General features: G+C 67.8%; 18 protein-coding genes, 1 tRNA gene and 1 pseudogene. 13 read left to right on the top strand and 7 right to left on the bottom strand.

What is annotated here, in order from left to right; all coding sequences use genetic code 11:
- From ABR571_RS05575 to ABR571_RS05585, 3 genes are all read right to left on the bottom strand, one after another.
- Positions 1 to 752, bottom strand: a 752-nt coding sequence (locus tag ABR571_RS05575) for an agmatine/peptidylarginine deiminase (protein WP_409452230.1), incomplete at its 3' end; no start/stop codon positions are given.
- A gap of 17 nt (positions 753 to 769) precedes the next feature.
- The gene (locus tag ABR571_RS05580; protein ID WP_409452198.1) at positions 770 to 1,771 is read right to left on the bottom strand and encodes a nitrilase-related carbon-nitrogen hydrolase; all 1,002 of its coding nucleotides are present in this window, start codon (positions 1,769 to 1,771) and stop codon (positions 770 to 772) included.
- Positions 1,772 to 1,814: 43 nt separating this feature from the next.
- Positions 1,815 to 2,912: a DNA topoisomerase IB gene (locus ABR571_RS05585; RefSeq protein WP_409452199.1), complete on the bottom strand. Its 1,098-nt coding sequence runs from the start codon at positions 2,910 to 2,912 to the stop codon at positions 1,815 to 1,817.
- Between the two features lie 112 nt (positions 2,913 to 3,024).
- Here ABR571_RS05585 and ABR571_RS05590 point away from each other — a divergent pair, with 112 nt between their 5' ends.
- From ABR571_RS05590 to ABR571_RS05610, 5 genes are all read left to right on the top strand, one after another.
- Positions 3,025 to 4,209, top strand: coding sequence for a lipid-transfer protein (locus tag ABR571_RS05590; protein WP_409452200.1), 1,185 nt, complete (start codon positions 3,025 to 3,027; stop codon positions 4,207 to 4,209).
- A gap of 85 nt (positions 4,210 to 4,294) precedes the next feature.
- Positions 4,295 to 4,726 (top strand): SRPBCC family protein, encoded by a 432-nt coding sequence (locus ABR571_RS05595; RefSeq protein ID WP_409452201.1) that lies wholly within the window; start codon positions 4,295 to 4,297, stop codon positions 4,724 to 4,726.
- The gene (locus ABR571_RS05600) at positions 4,723 to 5,598 is read left to right on the top strand and encodes a MaoC/PaaZ C-terminal domain-containing protein (protein WP_409452202.1); all 876 of its coding nucleotides are present in this window, start codon (positions 4,723 to 4,725) and stop codon (positions 5,596 to 5,598) included. Before ABR571_RS05595 ends, ABR571_RS05600 begins: the two co-directional genes overlap by 4 nt.
- Before the next feature lies 1 nt (position 5,599).
- Positions 5,600 to 6,478 (top strand): SDR family oxidoreductase, encoded by an 879-nt coding sequence (locus tag ABR571_RS05605; protein WP_409452203.1) that lies wholly within the window; start codon positions 5,600 to 5,602, stop codon positions 6,476 to 6,478.
- Positions 6,479 to 6,482: 4 nt separating this feature from the next.
- On the top strand, positions 6,483 to 7,721 hold the full coding sequence (locus ABR571_RS05610; RefSeq protein WP_409452204.1) for an acyl-CoA dehydrogenase family protein: 1,239 nt from the start codon (positions 6,483 to 6,485) through the stop codon (positions 7,719 to 7,721).
- 17 nt (positions 7,722 to 7,738) lie between these two features.
- Here the strand turns inward: ABR571_RS05610 and ABR571_RS05615 are convergent, their stop codons facing one another.
- Complete coding sequence (locus tag ABR571_RS05615) at positions 7,739 to 8,410, bottom strand: TetR/AcrR family transcriptional regulator (protein ID WP_409452205.1); 672 nt, start codon at positions 8,408 to 8,410, stop codon at positions 7,739 to 7,741.
- A 70-nt stretch (positions 8,411 to 8,480) separates the two neighbouring features.
- On the bottom strand, positions 8,481 to 9,140 hold the full coding sequence (locus ABR571_RS05620) for a Crp/Fnr family transcriptional regulator (RefSeq protein ID WP_409452206.1): 660 nt from the start codon (positions 9,138 to 9,140) through the stop codon (positions 8,481 to 8,483).
- A 336-nt stretch (positions 9,141 to 9,476) separates the two neighbouring features.
- Between ABR571_RS05620 and ABR571_RS05625 the strand changes: the two genes are divergently transcribed.
- Positions 9,477 to 9,550, top strand: a tRNA-Ile gene (locus tag ABR571_RS05625).
- A 166-nt stretch (positions 9,551 to 9,716) separates the two neighbouring features.
- On the opposite strand, the gene ABR571_RS05630 is transcribed toward ABR571_RS05625, so the two are convergent.
- Positions 9,717 to 10,427, bottom strand: coding sequence for a TetR/AcrR family transcriptional regulator (locus tag ABR571_RS05630; protein ID WP_409452207.1), 711 nt, complete (start codon positions 10,425 to 10,427; stop codon positions 9,717 to 9,719).
- A gap of 51 nt (positions 10,428 to 10,478) precedes the next feature.
- Between ABR571_RS05630 and ABR571_RS05635 the strand changes: the two genes are divergently transcribed.
- From ABR571_RS05635 to ABR571_RS05660, 6 genes are all read left to right on the top strand, one after another.
- The gene (locus ABR571_RS05635; RefSeq protein WP_409452208.1) at positions 10,479 to 11,039 is read left to right on the top strand and encodes a TIGR03086 family metal-binding protein; all 561 of its coding nucleotides are present in this window, start codon (positions 10,479 to 10,481) and stop codon (positions 11,037 to 11,039) included.
- Entirely contained in the window at positions 11,036 to 11,548 is a 513-nt protein-coding gene (locus ABR571_RS05640) for a cupin domain-containing protein (RefSeq protein WP_409452209.1), read from the top strand. Before ABR571_RS05635 ends, ABR571_RS05640 begins: the two co-directional genes overlap by 4 nt.
- Entirely contained in the window at positions 11,545 to 11,940 is a 396-nt protein-coding gene (locus tag ABR571_RS05645) for a hemerythrin domain-containing protein (RefSeq protein ID WP_409452210.1), read from the top strand. The genes ABR571_RS05640 and ABR571_RS05645 overlap by 4 nt, the downstream gene beginning before the upstream one ends.
- Before the next feature lie 63 nt (positions 11,941 to 12,003).
- Positions 12,004 to 12,177 carry a hypothetical protein gene (locus ABR571_RS05650; RefSeq protein WP_409452211.1) on the top strand — a complete coding sequence of 58 codons (174 nt, stop codon included), beginning with the start codon at positions 12,004 to 12,006 and terminating at the stop codon, positions 12,175 to 12,177.
- 395 nt (positions 12,178 to 12,572) lie between these two features.
- The gene (locus tag ABR571_RS05655; protein ID WP_409452212.1) at positions 12,573 to 14,060 is read left to right on the top strand and encodes an adenylate/guanylate cyclase domain-containing protein; all 1,488 of its coding nucleotides are present in this window, start codon (positions 12,573 to 12,575) and stop codon (positions 14,058 to 14,060) included.
- Positions 14,061 to 14,990: 930 nt separating this feature from the next.
- Entirely contained in the window at positions 14,991 to 15,284 is a 294-nt protein-coding gene (locus ABR571_RS05660; protein ID WP_409452213.1) for a DUF1330 domain-containing protein, read from the top strand.
- 146 nt (positions 15,285 to 15,430) lie between these two features.
- Here ABR571_RS05660 and ABR571_RS05665 read toward each other — a convergent pair.
- A pseudogene (locus ABR571_RS05665) lies at positions 15,431 to 16,280 on the bottom strand (aldo/keto reductase); the annotation flags it as partial.
- A 38-nt stretch (positions 16,281 to 16,318) separates the two neighbouring features.
- Here ABR571_RS05665 and ABR571_RS05670 point away from each other — a divergent pair.
- Entirely contained in the window at positions 16,319 to 17,026 is a 708-nt protein-coding gene (locus tag ABR571_RS05670; RefSeq protein ID WP_409452214.1) for an alpha/beta fold hydrolase, read from the top strand.
- The last annotated feature ends 3 nt before the right edge of the window (positions 17,027 to 17,029 follow it).

Consider the following 17,029-nt stretch of genomic DNA (forward strand, 5'->3'; position numbering starts at 1 on the left):
GCCTCGCCGCGGACGTCGAGCGCCTCGACGAGCTCGCGGCGGATGCCGGCCATGACGGCGCGGTCCGGGTGCGCGTCGTTGCGCTGATCATGCAGGAGCAGCCGTCCGGGGCTCGGGATGGTGGCCACGATGTCGACGTGCCCGCGCGTGCCGAACTCGTCGGAGTCGCGGGTGAGCCCGCGGGGCAGCCAGATGACGGTGCGAGCACCGATCGTGCGGGCGAGCTCCTGCTCGATCTGTGCTCGGGACAGCCCGGGATTGCGGTCGGGGTCACGCTGCACGGTTTCGGTCACCAGCACCGTCCCCAGCCCGTCGACGTGGATGCCGCCTCCCTCGTTGACCAGCTGGGAGTCGATGCGCTCGGCCCCGGCCCACTCGGCCACGGCCGGGCCGAGCGAGCTGTCGTTGTCCCAGCTGGCCCACTGCTGGCGGCCCCATCCGTTGAACACCCAGGTGACGGCGCCGAGACGCCCGTCCGCCCCGCGCACGAAGGTCGGGCCGGCATCACGGATCCACGCGTCGTCGATCTCGCGGACCCGCAGCTCGATCGACGGGTCGAGATAGCGCGGTGCCGTCTCGACGTCACGAGGAGCCACAACCACTGTCACCGGTTCGAACCGCGCCGCCGCGTTGGCGACCGCGGCCCAAGTGCGACGCGCGACCTCGGCGTCCTCGGCCGTGTCGCCGAGGGTGTAGCCGCGGCTGGGCCACGACAACCACAGCCGTTCGTGCGGGTCGCCCTCGTGGGGCATGAGCCAGCCGGGATCGCTCACCGCGCGCCGTACGGGTGCTCGGGATCGACGGGCCGGGTCAGCGCCGCGTAGGTGTCCGGCCGGCGGGTGCGCAGGAAGGGGAAGAGGTCGAGCCAGTCCTGCCGCTGCGCCAGGTCCAGATCGGCGAGGAGGACGCACGGCTCATCGCGCGGCGCCTGCGCGAGCACCCGTCCGTACGGGTCGGAGACGAACGACGATCCGTAGAACGTGTTGCCCGGCGTGCCGTCCGGCTTCGTCTCGGTGCCGGTGCGGTTGGGGACGACCATGAACAGCCCATTGGCGATGCCGTTGCCGATGATCACCTGCTGCCACAGCGGTTGGGTGTCGAAGTCCGGATGGTCTGGCTCGGAACCGATGGCCGTCGGATAGACGACGATGTTCGCGCCGCCCAGGCTGTAGGCGCGGGCGACTTCGGGGAACCACTCGTCCCAGCAGGTCGGCAGACCGACGCGAACATCCCCGAGATCGTCCAGCACGTAGACCCGGTACGGATCGTCGGGGCCGGCCGGTCCGGCCCGGAAGTACTTGTCCTCGTAATAGCCGGCGGTCACCGGGATGTGGAGCTTGTTGGTCGTTGCCACGATGTCGCCGGACGGGTCGACGATGACGGCAGTGTTCAGCCCGAGCCCGTCGGGAGCCCCGTCGACGTCGTCCCCTCGGCGGTAGAGCGACGCGTGCACGTAGATGCCGTTGCGCGCTGCGGCGGCCCGTGCGAAGGCGATGGTCGGTCCGGTCTCCAGGTCCTCGGCCTGGTCACTCGCCACCCCGGTCGGCACGGTATCGGCCGGGTAACGCGACAGCGTCACCTCGGGCAGGAACACGATCCGCGCGCCTCGCGCGGCCGCCGCGTCGATCGCGGCGTCCAGCCACTCGACGAGGCCCGAAGGTGACCAGGCGTGCTGGACGACGCCGACCCGCACCGGCGGCGAATCGGAGTCCTTCACCCGGGCCGGCGACGGTGGCAGCGGCGGCCCCTCGATCACCTTGACACTCGTCATGGCACCAGCATTCCATCGGCGATCCCCGGAACGCGCGCCCCGGTCAGACGGCGAGGTTCAACTCTCCGGCCCGCCGCTCGAGCGTGTCCGCGAGAAAGCCGAGCAGCAACTGCTCGTCGTCGGTCAGCAACGGCACACCCTTCGCCCGCCGCCCGTCGAGGAATCGCTCGAGCTCGCCGGAGGTGTAGCCGTCGATCACGTCGGGGTGGACATAGTGCGCGCGAGCGACGGTGCGGGTATTGCCAAGCGCGATGGACGCGGCATCGACCGCCGCCAGCACGTGCGTCTCGGCGTCGTCCCCGGCCGGCAGATTGGCGCGCAGGTGGCGGAACGCCGTCGTCGTGCCGTGCCAGGTGCGGAAGTCCTTCGCGGTGAGATGTGCGCCGGTCAGCTCGGCCAATCGCGCGTTGATCTCGTCCGAGCCGATCCGGGCGCCGTCGACGCTGAACAGCCATCGGCCCCGCTGCCCGAGCAGTAACTTGAGCACCCGGGCCACCCCCGGGTCCTTCACCGACACCTCGGCCGTCTTTCCCGATTTCGCGGGGAACCGGAAGTGCATCGTGGAACCCTGGACGCGGACGTGCCGCTTGGTCAGTGTGCTCAGCCCGTAGCTGTCGTTCTCCTCGGCGTACACCTCGTTGCCCACGCGCAGCCCTGCGGCGTCGATTATGCGCAGCATCGCGGCCAGCACCCGGTCCCGGTCGAGCGTCCGTCGGCGCAGTTGCGTGTCGACGTCGGCCCGGACGGTCGGCAGCGCGTCGCCGAAGCCGATCAGCCGGTAGAAGTTCAACTGGTCGCGCATCGAGCGCCACCGCTCGTGATAGATGTACTGCTTGCGGCCCTTGTCGTCCTCACCGACGGCGAGCAGGTGGCCGTCCTCCCACGAGCAGATCCACACGTTGCGCCAGGCCGGCGGGATGGCGAGCTTCGCTATCCGGTCGCGGATCGTCGCATCGGCGACCGTGACGCCGTCGGCGTCGCGATAGGTGAATCCGCGTCCACGCCGGACCCGCGTGAATCCGGGCTGCTCGGTGCTGACATAGCGCAGCTTGGCCAGTCGTGCGCACTGCTCGGGGTCGTCGTACAGGGTCGCGATCAACTGAGCCGGGGCGGCCGGGTCGGAGAGCTGCGCTGAAGCCACGGCGCTGTCTTACCCGCGGCGAGCCCTTTCGTCGCGGCGCGTGCCCTGTTCAGCGGCGACCCGACCTGCTACAACTTACGTACACGCGTGCATGTATGTGAGGAGGTCCCGGGTGGAGAAGGTGTACGTCGTCGGCGTCGGCATGACGAAGTTCGAGAAACCGGGCCGCCGCGAGGGCTGGGACTACCCGCAGATGGCGAAGGAGTCGGGCACCAAGGCGCTCGACGACGCGAACCTCAGCTACGAGGCGATCGACCAGGCCTACGTCGGCTACGTCTACGGCGAGTCGACGGCGGGCCAGCGCGCCGTCTACGAGCTCGGCATGACCGGACTGCCTGTCGTCAACGTCAACAACAACTGCTCCACCGGCTCCACCGCGCTGTACCTCGCCGCGCAGGCGATACGCGGCGGGCTGGCAGACTGCACCCTCGCCCTCGGGTTCGAAAAGATGCAGCCCGGCTCGCTGACCAGCTCGTACGACGACCGCGAACAACCGATGATGAAGCACCTGCTCGCACTCGCCGAGCTCTACGAGTTCGCCATGCCACCGGCTCCGTACATGTTCGGCGCGGCCGGTCGGGAGCACATGGACAGGTACGGCAGCACCCGCGAGCACTTCGCGAAGATCGGCTACAAGAACCACAAGCACTCGGTGAACAATCCCTACGCCCAATTCCAAACCGAGTACACGCTCGAGGACATCGCGAACTCGCCGACCATCTACGACCCGCTGACCAAGTTGCAGTGCTCACCGACCAGCGACGGCTCGGGCGCGGCGATTCTCGCGAGCGAGCGGTTCGTCGACGAGCACGAGCTGGGCGGCCGGGCCGTCGAGATCGTCGGCCAGGCCATGGTCACCGACCTGCACGACACGTTCGACGGGACAGCGGCCGGGCTGGTCGGCAAGCACATGAGCCGCGCCGCGGCCGACAAGGTCTACGCCCAAGCCGGCATCACGGCCGACGACGTGGATGTCATCGAGCTGCACGACTGTTTCTCGACCAACGAGCTGCTGACCTACGAAGCGCTCGGCCTGTGCGGCGAGGGCGAAGGCGCGAAACTGATCGACAATGAGGACACCACCTACGGCGGGCGCTGGGTGGTGAACCCGTCGGGCGGGCTGATCTCGAAGGGCCACCCGCTCGGGGCAACCGGGCTGGCCCAGTGCGCCGAGCTCACCTGGCAGCTGCGGGGCACCGCGGACAAGCGGCAGGTCGCGGGTGCGCGAGTCGGCTTGCAGCACAACATCGGTCTGGGCGGCGCCGTTGTCGTCACCGCCTACCGACGCACCCCGTGAAATCGCTGGAAAGAGCAAGATTTCCCGGGGACCCCACGACAAACCCGCCAATCGCTGACCGACCGATCGCTGAGGAGACGTCCAGATGGGCAAGATCGAGAAGACCGTCGAATTCGCCGCAGCCCCCGAGAAGGTCTGGGCCGTCGTCGCCGACCCGTCGCGGTTCGGCGACTGGCTGAACATGCACAAGTCGTGGAAGGGCGACGTCCCGACCGAATTCAGCCAGGGCGCGCAGGTGACCGCCGTCGTCAGCCTGCTGAACATGCCGAACACGATCACCTGGACGGTCGAGGAGTACGAGCCGCCGCGTGCGGTTCGGCTCACCGGAACCGGGATGGCCGGCGTCAAGGTCGCGATCACGCTCGACGTCGAGCCCCAGGGCAGCGGAACGGCCATGTCGATCACCGCCGAGTTCGAGGGACAGATGATCGTGGGCGCCATCGGCCAGGCGGTCGAGAAGGCGGGCCGGCAGGAGCTGGACGAATCGATGGCCAAACTGGCCGATCTGGTCTCATGACGGCAGGGACCGTCGCCTTCGACGCGAGCTCGATCGGCGTATGGGGCGAGGCGGACACGTTCGAGGTGACCCGCGAGCGGATCGCGCAGTACGCCCGAGCCACGAACGACCCGATCGCAGCTCACCTCGCCGGCGACGTGGCGTCGCCGATCTTCGCGATCGTCCCGTCCTTCATGTCGATCATGCAGGTTGCGTTCCGGGTGGCGCCGCCCGAGGTCGCCATGCGGGTCGTCCACGGCGAGCAGGACTTCACCTTCGCCCGTCCGATTCGCCCCGGCGACGTCATCACCACGCGGGCCAAGCCGATCGGCTACTCCGGCGCGCCGAACGGCACCTCGGCTGCCTTCCTGCTCGAGTGCCGCGACGCGGGCGGCGAGCTGGTCAACGAGCAGTACATGACCGCGTTCTTCCGCGGCATCGACGTCGGCCAGACGGTGGGTGAGCTGGCGCCGGCGCACAAGTTCGACGAGTCATTGCGCGGCACGGAGCCCGTCGCAGTCATCACCCAGCACGTCGACGACGACCAGACGTTCCGCTACTCGCCGGCGTCCGGTGACCCGATGCCCATCCACCTCGACGACGACGTGGCGCGCGGAGTCGGGCTGCCGGGCATCATCGCGCACGGTCTGTGCACGCAGGCGTTCACGTCATGGGCGGTGCTGACCGCGGTCGCCGACGGGGACACCGGACGGCTGAAGCGGCATGCCGTGCGCTTTGCCAAGCCGGTGCTGCCCGGCCAGGACCTGACGACCAGCATCTGGCGGGCCGGCGCGGCCGACGGCGTGGCCCGCTACGCCTTCGAGACGACGGTCGGCGACACGGTAGTCGTGAAGGACGGTCTCGCCGAAGTGGCCGAGGAAGGCGGAAATTAAGATGGGTGCATTGGACGGACGGGTCGCGGTCATCACCGGCGCGGGGCGGGGCATCGGGCGCGAGCACGCGTTGCTGTTCGCCCGTGAGGGCGCGAACGTCGTCGTCAACGACCTCGGCGGAGCGAACGACGGCAGCGGTGCCGATGCCGGGCCGGCGCAGCAGGTCGTCGACGAGATCGTCGCGGCCGGCGGCCAGGCGGTCGCCAACACCGACAACGTCGCGACCTGGGACGGCGCCGAAGGCCTCGTACGGCAAGCCGTCGACGCGTTCGGGCGGCTGGACGTCGTCGTCAACAACGCCGGCATCCTGCGCGACGGCTTCATCGCCGGGCTGGACGAGAAGCAATGGGACGACGTCATCGCTGTGCACCTCAAGGGCCACTTCGCCGTGATGCGTCACGCCGCCGCCTACTGGAAGGACCGCTCCAAGGCCGGCGAGCAGGTGGCGGGCGCGATCGTCAATACCGCGTCGGCGTCGGGCACCTTCCTGCCCAATGCAGGCCAGGCGAACTACGGCGCCGCCAAGGCGGGCATTGCGGCCCTGACCCTGGTCGCGGCCCAGGAACTCGAGCGCTACGGAGTCCGGGCCAACTGCATCGCGCCCATTGCCCGCACCCGGCTGACCCTGGCCACCCCAGGTATGGGCGCCATCTTCGCCCAGCCGGTCGCCGAAGGGGAGTTCGACGCGTTCAACCCGGCGAACATCTCCCCGCTCGTCGCCTACCTGGCCACCGAGAAGTGCCCGCACAACGGCAAGGTGTTCGGCGTGCAGGGCGGGTCGATCCAGGAGCTCAGCGGCTGGCACATGACCCGGACGACCGAGACCAATGGACCGTGGACGATTGACGAGATCGCCGAGCGCACCGCCGATTGGAGCTGACGCCGTGTACGAGTGGTCGGAGATGGAGCGGGCGATCCAGGACGCCTTGCGTCAGTTCGTGGACGCCGAGGTCCGCCCGCACCGGGAGGAGCTCGAGTTCGGCGACCTGCCGCCGTACGAGATCCTGCGCAAGCTCTGGAAGACGTTCGGCATCGACGTGATGGCGGCCGACTCGATCGCGAAGCTCCTGGCCAAGGAACGAGCCGCAGAGACCGACGACAGTGCCCGGCCCCGCGGCGGCATGGGCGGTGCGCTCGGCGGCCAGGCCGGCATGGGCGTGATCCTGATCAAGGAACTGTGCCGCGTCTCCCCCGGCTTCGTCGGCGCTTTCGGCGTCAGCCTCGGCCTCGGTGCGTCCACCATCATGTCCAGGGGCACGCTGGCGCAGAAGGAGCGCTGGCTGCCGGGCCTCGTCACGCTCGAGAAGATCGGCGCCTGGGCCCTCACCGAGCCCGACTCGGGATCCGACGCGTTCGGCAGCATGAAGACCACGGCGCGCCGCGACGGCGACGACTACGTCCTGAACGGGCAGAAGACCTTCATCACCAACGGTCCGTACGCCGACGTGACGGTGGTGTACGCCAAGCTCGACGACGGGGTGACGCCCGCGCGCGATCGCAAGATCCTCACCTTCGTCCTCGACGCGGGACTGCCCGGATTCACGCAGGGCAAGCCGTTTCGCAAGATGGGCTTCCACTCCTCGCCGACCGGTGAGCTGTTCTTCGATGAGGTCCGGCTCGGCCGCGACCGGCTGCTCGGCGAGACCGAGGAACACGACGCCGGGGACGGTCGCGACAGCGCCAAGTCGGGGTTCGTGGCCGAGCGCACCGGAGTGGCGGCAATGGCGCTGGGGATCATCGAGGAGTGCCTCGACCAGTGCGTGCGGTACGCGAAAGACCGGGTTCAGTTCGGCCGGCCGATCGCCGACTACCAGCTCGTCCAGCTCAAGCTCGCGAACATGGAGATCGCCCGCGTCAACGTGCAGAACATGGTCTTTCAGACGCTGGAAATGGCCAAGGACGGCAAGCAACCGACCCTCGCCGAGGCGTCGGCCATGAAGGTTTACTCGTCGCAGGCGGCCACCGACGTCGCGATGGACGCGGTGCAGTTGTTCGGCGGCAACGGGTACATGTCGGAGTACCCGGTCGAGCAGCTGGCGCGGGACGCCAAATCCCTGATGATCTACGCCGGCAGCAACGAGGTGCAGCTGACGCACGTGGCGAAGGGCTTACTCGGGCGCTGACCCGCCGGACATCCCGGTCATCCCCCGGGCGCGCCGATGGTCGCGCCGGCGATGAGCGTGCGCACTTCGTCCGTCGGCGGGAAGATCACGCGCAGCCGTTCGCGGGCCCGGCGCCACCGCGCGTTGCGCTGGCGAACGGGCAGGTGCCAAGCCGAGATGAGCAGGCCGCGGATGGCGTCCATCGCGGTGAACACTGCTTCCAGCAGGGCGGCCGCCGCGGGGTCGTCGGTGACGTTGGCGACGCCGTTGCGATCGGCCTCGTCGCGCAGGATGGCGAGCAGTACCGGCTCGACCGCGGCAACGTGACGACGCAGCTCGTCGTCGGTTCGCGCAGCGACCCAGAGCTCGACGGTCGCGGTGAAGGTCGGTCCCTTGTGCATCTCCCAGAGGATGTCGAGCAGATCGCCCACGGGATCGGCCGAATCGGCGATGCCGGCGATCTGGGTCCACCCGAACTCCGCGCTCTGCCCGGCGAGATGGGTGACCGCGGCCATCACGAGGTCGTCCTTCGTGCGGTAGTGGTGGACCTGCGCTCCTCGCGTGACGCCCGCCCGCTCGGCGATCCGCGTGACGGTCGTGCCGGCGTAGCCGTACTCCACCAGGCAGTCGACCGTCGCGTCGAGCAGCCGCTCGCGCATCGCGGAGCTGCGCTCGTCCTGCGTGCGGCGCGCGCCCCGCTCAGACGTCACGGCTGGAGCGTACCTACAGGGCCGACTGTATGTAGGTGACTACGCTGCCAATCGGCGGCGGCCGGTCCGCTTAGCGCCCGAAGAGCGCCCGCAGGGCGTCGGAGTCGAGGACGCTGAGGCTGCGCCGAGCGGTGGTGACGAGCCCCTCGCCGCGCAGCTGCGCCAGCACTCGGGCGACCGCCGGACGGGACAGGCCCGTCCAGTCCGCCAGTTCGTCCTGACTGATCGGCAGCTCGATCCGGGTGCCTGTCTCGTCCGTCCGTCCGTACCGGTCCACGAGTTGGAGAAGGCGAACGCCAACTCGCTGCTCCGCCGTCAGCGTCGCGATCTCCCAGCGTCCGGAGTTCGCGTCTCGGAGCCGCTCTCCCAGCGTTGCGAGCAGGGCAAGCGATACGTTCGGTCGCTCGGCGAGTCGGCGCAGCGTCAAGGCTGGGGCGATCCCGACGCGGACGGGCTCCACCGCGATGACATCGGCTGACCGAGGTTCGCCGGTCAGCACCGAGAGTTCGCCAATGAGATCGCCCGGACCTTGCAGGTCGATGAGGATCGAGCGCTCACTCGGACCGTGAGCGACCACCTTCGTCCGCCCACTCAGCAGAATGCCGAAGAGGGAGCCCTCCTCGCCGGAGCGGAAGATGACGTCCCCGCGCACGAATGCGCGGGGCCGCAGCAGAGCAAGCAGTGCATCCCGGTCCGCAACGTCGAGTCGATCGAGAAATGACGTCGCCACAGGATGATCCTGGGCACCCTGTGCGGAATCGGCCACTCGAACGCCGAAATAACGGACCGGGCGATACCCCGGGCCCGGCTGTGCGCCGGGCCGCGGGGATCTCGCAGACCATCCCCCCGGGTGGTTTCCTGCCGCGCCGCAATGACCTTGCGCGAACCAGGCGATTTCGCCTTGCCGCTCGCTACCAGGCAATCCCCCGTTGCGGTGCTGGTGACAGACTGGCCGCACATGCCCGCGCCTTCTACCTCAGTTGAGACATTCGGCGAAGGTCGCTGTGCTGCTCGCGGCGGGTGTCGATCTCGGCCCACGACTCCTGCGTTAGGTTTGTCGCGACCGGGGGCGGTAGCTCAGCTGGTTAGAGCAGGGGACTCATAATCCCTGGGTCGCGGGTTCGAGTCCCGCCCGCCCCACAGCCCCGTGTTTGCGGGGGTCCTGCATGGACCTTCGCACACATGCGGTTAGCACACGGGATGGCCAGCGAGGGATTGTTCAGCAGCACGCCGCATCGCTAGGCGTTGCCTCACTACTGACTTCAACGCCGCAGCAGTTGGTGCTTAGGAAACGCGCCCAGGCGGTTCAATCCGTCAGGGCGTGACCGTCGCCGATTGATCCTGTGTTACTTGTTAGCAGTTGGTCTACGAGTGTCTGGCGGAGCCATGCGCGGAACTTGGCGGCGTCCCAGCCGAGGGTGTTGCGCATCAGCAGGAATACTTCGGAGCTGCCGATCGCCCACATGGTCTCGGCGGCCTGCTCCGGTGAATGGCGAAGTCGGTCTGCGGGCACCATGCGGATGAACGCGTTGAAAGATTCCAGCCTGCGCAGGTGCGCTGCGGTCACACTGGCAGCGATCGCGTCATCCACCGCGGCTGCCTCCCGATACGCGATCTGGATCGGGGCGGAGCGCTCCTGAACCTCGCAAATGGCGTCGGCGATCATCCGAACCTGCTGTTCCGGATCAGATTCGGCTGCGATCGCGGCCCCGATCGGACGATCGTGCACGAGGATCGGCCGGCCGTCCCCGGCAACCGCGCGGTCGACAACAAGGTGCAACAGATCGGCCTTGCCCTCCGCGGCGTTGTAGACGGACTGCACGGCGACGCCTGCGGCCCGCGCGATCTCGCCCATCGTCGTCCTCGTATAGCCCTGCTCGACGAACAGCCGTGCCGCAGCCTCGAGGACACGGGTCTTGGTTTCGCTGCGCTCGGCTTCGGCGCGCTCCCGTCGACGGCGCGGGTCGTATGCGCGCTTCCCGGCAGCACCACTTGACATTGGAACAGCGTTCTGCACAGAATCAGCCTACCAAATGGAACGCCATTCCAAGCTAAAAGGAGTCGGATCGTGGAGATCATCGATGCTCTGGAGCAGTCCTGGGCACTGGGCGCGAACTTGATCGGCAAGCTCGACGACGCGCACCTGACACGGCCGACCCCGTGCGCCGGTTGGGACGTTCGGGCTCTGCTCAATCACACCCTTGGCGAAGCCGTGATGATGAGCGCCGTCAATCGCGGCGAGCCCAGCGTCCACGAGTGGGCGGACGTGGTCGATGATGACGCGAATCTGGTACAGCTCTGGACGGCGATCGGCGCGGACAATGTGGCCTCCTGGCGCACTAGCGGCCTGGGTGGCGAACGTACCTACTTCTATGGCACGTTCCCGGCCCGTGCGTCGGCGCTGATCAATCTGGGCGAGGTCGTCGTGCACACCGGGGATCTCGCCGAGGCGACTGGCATCGACGCGCCGATGGATCCGGACCACGCCGCGCTCGTCTACAGCCTGTACTCGGCGTTCCCGTTGGACGGAATGCGTAGTAGTGGCCAGCTCGGCCCTGAGGTGCCCGTGCCTGAGGGTGCCCCGATCGGCACTCGGCTGCTCGGCCTGCTCGGTCGGGACGCGCGATGACATCGATCGAAGCCGGCGGAGTGATGAAGCGCGCCGCGAGCGCGGAAACACTGATCGCGCCGTCGATCGAACTTCGGCTGCTACTGGATTCGACCGCGACCTGCGGCGCCCTCAGCGCACACCGCGTCCGGCTCGGGAACGGAGCGGACGGGGCTAATCCGCACCGACACGTTCGTTCGAGTGAGATGTTCTACGTCCTGGACGGCATGGTGGACCTGCTGGTCGGTGACGATGTCATCACTGCGACCACCGGCGATCTCGTCGTCGTCCCGCCCGGCTCGCCGCATGCGTTTGCCGCGAGCGCGGGCCAGAACGGCGAACTGCTCGTGGTCATCACTCCCGGGATCGATCGCTTCGACTTCTTCCGATCAGTGCACAGCGTGCTCACCGGCGCTACGTCACCGTCCTCGCTCAAGGGCGTCGGTGAGCGTTTCGACAATTATCCCGCAGCTGCACCGGGCTGGGACGCGCTGCGACGAGGATCAGCTCACGAAAGGACAAGGACATGACCGAGCACAAGACGCTGAACACGGTCATCCATGCTGCGTTTCGCCGCGACCTCATTCGGTTCGACAAGGCACTCGAATCCTTCGACGGCACCACCCAGGCTCGCGCGGATCAACTCCACTACGCCTGGCGAAACTTCGCGTATCAACTCCGGCACCATCACGAGGACGAAGAGACGATCTTCTGGCCGATCCTTCGCGAGCTGGGCGCCTCTGACTCGCTGTCCGAGGATCTCGAAGGCGAGCACGAGAAGATGCTTGCCGCGCTCGAGGGGGCCGACGCGTCAATGGCGGCGTTCCAGTCCAGCCCGATCAACGATCGCGCTGGCGCCGCGCGAACAGCCGTCACGCGACTGTCCGACGTGCTTCTCGATCACCTAGCCCACGAGGAGTGAGACCTGGAACCAATCTCGGCTGCCAACCACAAGTCTCCGCAGATCAAGCGCGCGCAAAGCGTCGTGCGTCGGGCGCACAAAGGCAACACGGGGACCCTCTTCGCCTGGCTGGCCGACGGTGCAGACTCCGACGACAAGGCCGGCCTACGCCGCGAAATGCCTGCACCGGTCCTGTTCGTCATCAGCCGGATCGGCGGCCGCAACTACAACCAGCGCATCGCACCGACCTGGCAATGATGTCAGCGATCTTGTTGCTTCACACGCGTAACCACGTGCGAGAAGCGGCGTGAAGATCGTTCCAACAGCGATATTTGCGTTTGAGGGACTTCAAGATCGCGGAATCCCCTACTGCGTAAGGGGTAGCACAACGGTGAGCCCGAAGTCCTCATAATCCCTTGGCCGTCGGTTCGAGTCCGACCCGCCCACCAAGGCCGATTCCGGCAGTTCCCGATCGTCCACACGACGGCTTCGCTTGCCCTCCTGTAGTACAGCGGTGGCTGAGTGAGGTACGGGCGCGATACGCGCTGGCGTGATCGGGACTGGCTACGCGACGTCGTGCTTTGACGCACGGCGAGTCAATGCCCCTCGCGGGAAGTCTGTCGAGCGGGACATCGCTGCCCTACGATCGCGGCGTGGAGGAGCCGAAAACTCACTATCTCGAGCGCGATGGCGCGACGCTCGGGTATCACACGTGGGGCCACGGCGACTCCGAGATGTTGTACCTCGCCGAGATAAACGCTCACCTCGACCTCATCTGGACGGATCCCGAGTTCGCAGCTCTGCTCGATCAAGCCTCTCAGTCCACTAGGGCCGCGGGTGCGCAGCGCCGCGGGTTCGGGCTCTCCGAGCCGGTGCCGTACGTACCGTCCGTCGAGCAGCAGGCAGATGACGCGCTCGCGATCATGGACGCTGCGGGATTGAAGCGCCCCACCGTGTTCGCGATGTTCTCGACGGCGGGCGCCGCGGCATGGCTCGCAGCCGCCCGGCCCGAGCGGGTGCGCAACCTCGTGCTGCTTCAACCGTGGGCGACCGGGCCGGTCGCCAACAACGCCGAGGCACACGGGTGGGACCCGAAGATTGTGCAGGATTACGTTCGGCAGTGGCATGAGGCGTTCACGGACTGGGGGTCGGGCCGCACCATCGACCTCTGGGACGCCCACCAGGCGACCCCGTACAACCGCAGGTTGATGGCGATGCTCGAACGTTGCTCTGCGACGCCGTCGGCGGCGATGGCGATGTTCGAATGGGTGATCAGGCATGACCTGTCCGACGTGTACCGCCGGGTCCGCGTGCCCACGCGCGTTTTGTGGCTGCCGACCAGCACCGTGCCGGAGGGTCCGGTGAAACGGACGGCTGACCTCATCGAGGGTTCGGAGTACATCGTGCTTCCGGAGACGGCGCCGGGCTCCTCGATGGGCGAGGCGTTCGCCGTCGTGATCGACCGCATCCTGGAGGTGGTGCGGGTCCCCACTCCGGCACATCACGGGAACCGCTTCCTCGGCACGGTCCTGTTCACCGACGTCGTCGAGTCCACCGAGCTCCTCAGCCGGATCGGCGACAGCCGCTACCGAGACATCCGCGCCCACTACGAGCGGCGGGTCCGGCTGGCGGTCGAAGAGGCCGGCGGGCGTCTCGTCAACGTCAGCGGCGACGGAACGCTCAGCGTGTTCGACCAACCCAGCGGCGCCGTCACCGCTGCGCGCGACGTCTGCGCCGGCATGACAGATCTCGACCTCGAAGTCCGCGCCGGAGTCCACGCGGGTGAGATCGAGCGGGCAGCTCTGGACGTGACCGGGCTGACCGTGCACATCGGCGCACGGATCGCCGGACACGCAAGCCCCGGCGAAGTGCTCGTTTCCCGCACGGTCCGCGAGCTGACGATGGGCTCCGACCTGATGTACCAGACCCGCGGCGAGTTCACCCTGAAGGGAATCCCCGGCGCGTGGGAGCTCTATGCAGTGAGCTCTGCAAAACACCCGGACGACGCCACGCTCGCACAACCACCCAAACTCACCGCAACCGATCGCGCCGCCATCCGCATGGCCCGACGGGCACCCAAGGTCGCGCGCGGCATGGTGACCGCCGGCAACGCATGGCAGCGGCGCCGCGCCCGTACCTGATCTGGTTGGTGATGACCTGTTGGATTCAACAGCAGGGGATTGTGCCCGCGAAGGTTCGAGGCGAAGCCCGGAACGCCTGCCACGTAAGGCGATAGCACAAGGGTGAGCCCGGAAGTCCTCATCATCCCTGGGTCGTCGGTTCGAGTGCGACCCGCCCCACAAAGGCCCGTGTATTGCTCCGCCTGGTGCTCGACGGTTCGTCTTCGGTTGATGGGCGACGGTGTTTCGGTTGATGGTTGACAGTTACTTCGGTTGATCCTTGACACTCCCTCGATGAGGGAGCTTTCTGTGGCAGAGCAGCGGTATCAGGCTGCTTGTTGCGATGCGCTGCATCCTCGAAAGATCCGCGCTGACTAGTGCGTTCGCGCATGACAGCCGCGTGACCGTGCGCTTGATCAGCTGCGGGGCGGCGCTGCCTCACCGGCCGCCAGTAGCCGCGCACCCCGGTCTGCGCGTCGGAACACCGCGAGCGCTGACCAAGGCATTCGTCGATGTCCGGCGCTGACTGGATCAGTGGAGCTCGCGTCTCCCGAGTCTCGTGCGCCTCGAGCTGCGTCCTCACACGACTCTTCAGGATGCTCGGCGACTGATGCCGACGAGGGGTCGTCGCCGCCTGCAGCCACGCTTTGGGCCATCACCGGGGCGCGCGGTGGCAGCCGGCCCGGCGACAGCACCTGACGGTGGGCGTCGCTGGCCATCCGTTCTGACGACACCACGCGCGGGCGCGTCCTTCGGCGCGCCGCTGTGCACCAGCCGCTACCAGCTTCGTCTCTGGGTCTACCGATGCCCAACCAGCGTCCCGGTCTCTATGGAGACGTAAGACGATTCCTGAGTCCGAGCGCTGACCGACATGGGCAGAAACACGGAGAGCGACGCTGGTCCGAGACAAACTCGTAAGTCAGATGCAGTCATCCGAACTCTGGAGGTTCCATGCCCAAGGGCTACTGGGTCAGCGTCTACCGCATCATTTCAGACGCTGAGAAGCTGGCTGCCTACAACAAACTGGCCCGTCTGGCCGTCGAGGCCGGCGGCGGTCGGACCTTCGTCCGTGGCGGTCGGGTTGCCCCATACGACGCCGGGATCGCCGAACGTACTGTGCTGGTCGAGTTCGACAGCTTCGAGCAGGCCGTCGCGGCACGGGAGAGTGCGGCCTATCAGGAGGCGCTGGTCGCGCTCTCAGACGCCGTCGAGCGCGACTTCCGCATCGTCGAAGGCATCGACTGACCGTGGTCCAGTCGGGATCTTCACTGAAGCGATCTCGGCACCGGCGGCCCGCGGCGCGCGCCATGCGCCGACCCTACGACAAGATCAGGGCCGCACCGGGTTGACCCGTCCGGCGCGGGGCGCCTTCCGCGCCTTCACCTGTGGCGTCAGAAGCCGTCGGGATTTCTTGGAGCGTAGGGGTTCTCGAGCGCGGCGATCTCGGCCGCCTCGAGTTCGATTTCCACTGCTGCTGCGGCGTCGTCGAGGTGGCTGGGCTGGGTGGCCCCGACGACCGGTGCGGCGACCACCGGATTGTGCAGTACCCAGGCGAGCGAGATCTGGGCCATGGGCCTGCCCTGCTCGCCGGCGATCCGTTCGACGGTGTCGATGACGGGACGATCGGCGTCACCGGCGGCGCGGCGGCCGACCGGGTCGTTGTTCGAGCGAGCGGTCGAGGTTCCGTACGGTCGGGCCAGGCTTCCTTTAGCTAAGGGCCCCCACGGCAGGCTCGAGACGCCCTGGTCTCGGAGCAGTCCGAACATCTCGCGTTCCTCTTCGCGCTGCACGAGGCTGTACTGATCCTGCATCGACACGAACCGGCGACCGCCACCGGCGTCGGCGGCGTACTGCATCTTCGCGAACTGCCACCCCCACATCGACGACGCTCCCCTATGTCGCGCCTTGCCGGCTTCAACTACGCCATTCAACGCATCCATGGTCTCCTCGATCGGAGTGTTCGGATCGAAGCGATGGACCTGGTAGAGGTCGACGTAGTCGGTGCCCAGGCGCGTCAGGGACCCGTCGATCTGATCGCAGATCGTCCGGCGGGACAACCCCGAACCGCCGGGACCGTCGTGCATGGCAAGCCCCACCTTCGTCGCCAGTACGACTTCCTCGCGGCCTGACGGCCCGGCCGACCAGCTCTTCCGAAGTGCCCAAGGCGTACACGTTGGCGGTGTCCCAGAAGGTGATGCCGAGCTCGAGGGCTCGCCGGAAGATCGGCCCGGCGGCCTCCTCGCCAGGCGCTTGTTCTTCTGCACGGTTTCAGCGGGTCGATGCACTGGTTCGACCTGGTCGTGCGACGGCTCAGCGACACCTTCCGGCTGATCCGGGTCGATCTGCTCGGCCACGGATCGACCGAAGGTCCGGCCGCCGACGCGCCGGTTCAGGCGCGGGCGATCGAAGCGGTGCTGACCGAGCTCGACGTCCGCGGCGCGACGGCGGTCGGGCATTCCTTCGGCGCGGACGTGGCCGTGGAGCTGGCCGAGAAGTCCGATCGGATCGACCGGCTGGTGATCCTCACGCAGGCACCCGACTACTCGGACTCGAACCTGCCGCGCGGAAATGTGGTGATGACCGTGCCCGGCGTGCGCACCGTGCTGCACCGCGGCGCACACGCCCTCGGTTTTGCGATCAACGCCGTCGCCAACGCAGCCCGACCCGACCGCGCCAGCCGGACACTGGCGACCCGGGCGCTGCTCGACTTCCGCGCGCTGCGGGTGGCGATGTTCCGGGTCGTCCTGATCGAACGACGTGATCGGATGGCCGCCCGTCCGCTCGACGCGCAGGTCCGCGACGCCGGCAAGGCCACGCTTGTCATCCTGGGCGAACGCGATCACTTCTACGGCGCCCGGTCCGCGGCCCGTTACGAATCGGCCGGAGCGCAGGTGGAGATCTTCGCCGACTGCGGGCACTCACCGCTGATGGAGCAACCCGAACGCACGGCTCGAGCGATCCGCGAATTCACCGAACGTTCCGTGTAAGAA

This window comes from Jatrophihabitans sp. (genome assembly GCF_046262535.1).
Taxonomy (GTDB): domain Bacteria; phylum Actinomycetota; class Actinomycetes; order Mycobacteriales; family Jatrophihabitantaceae; genus Jatrophihabitans.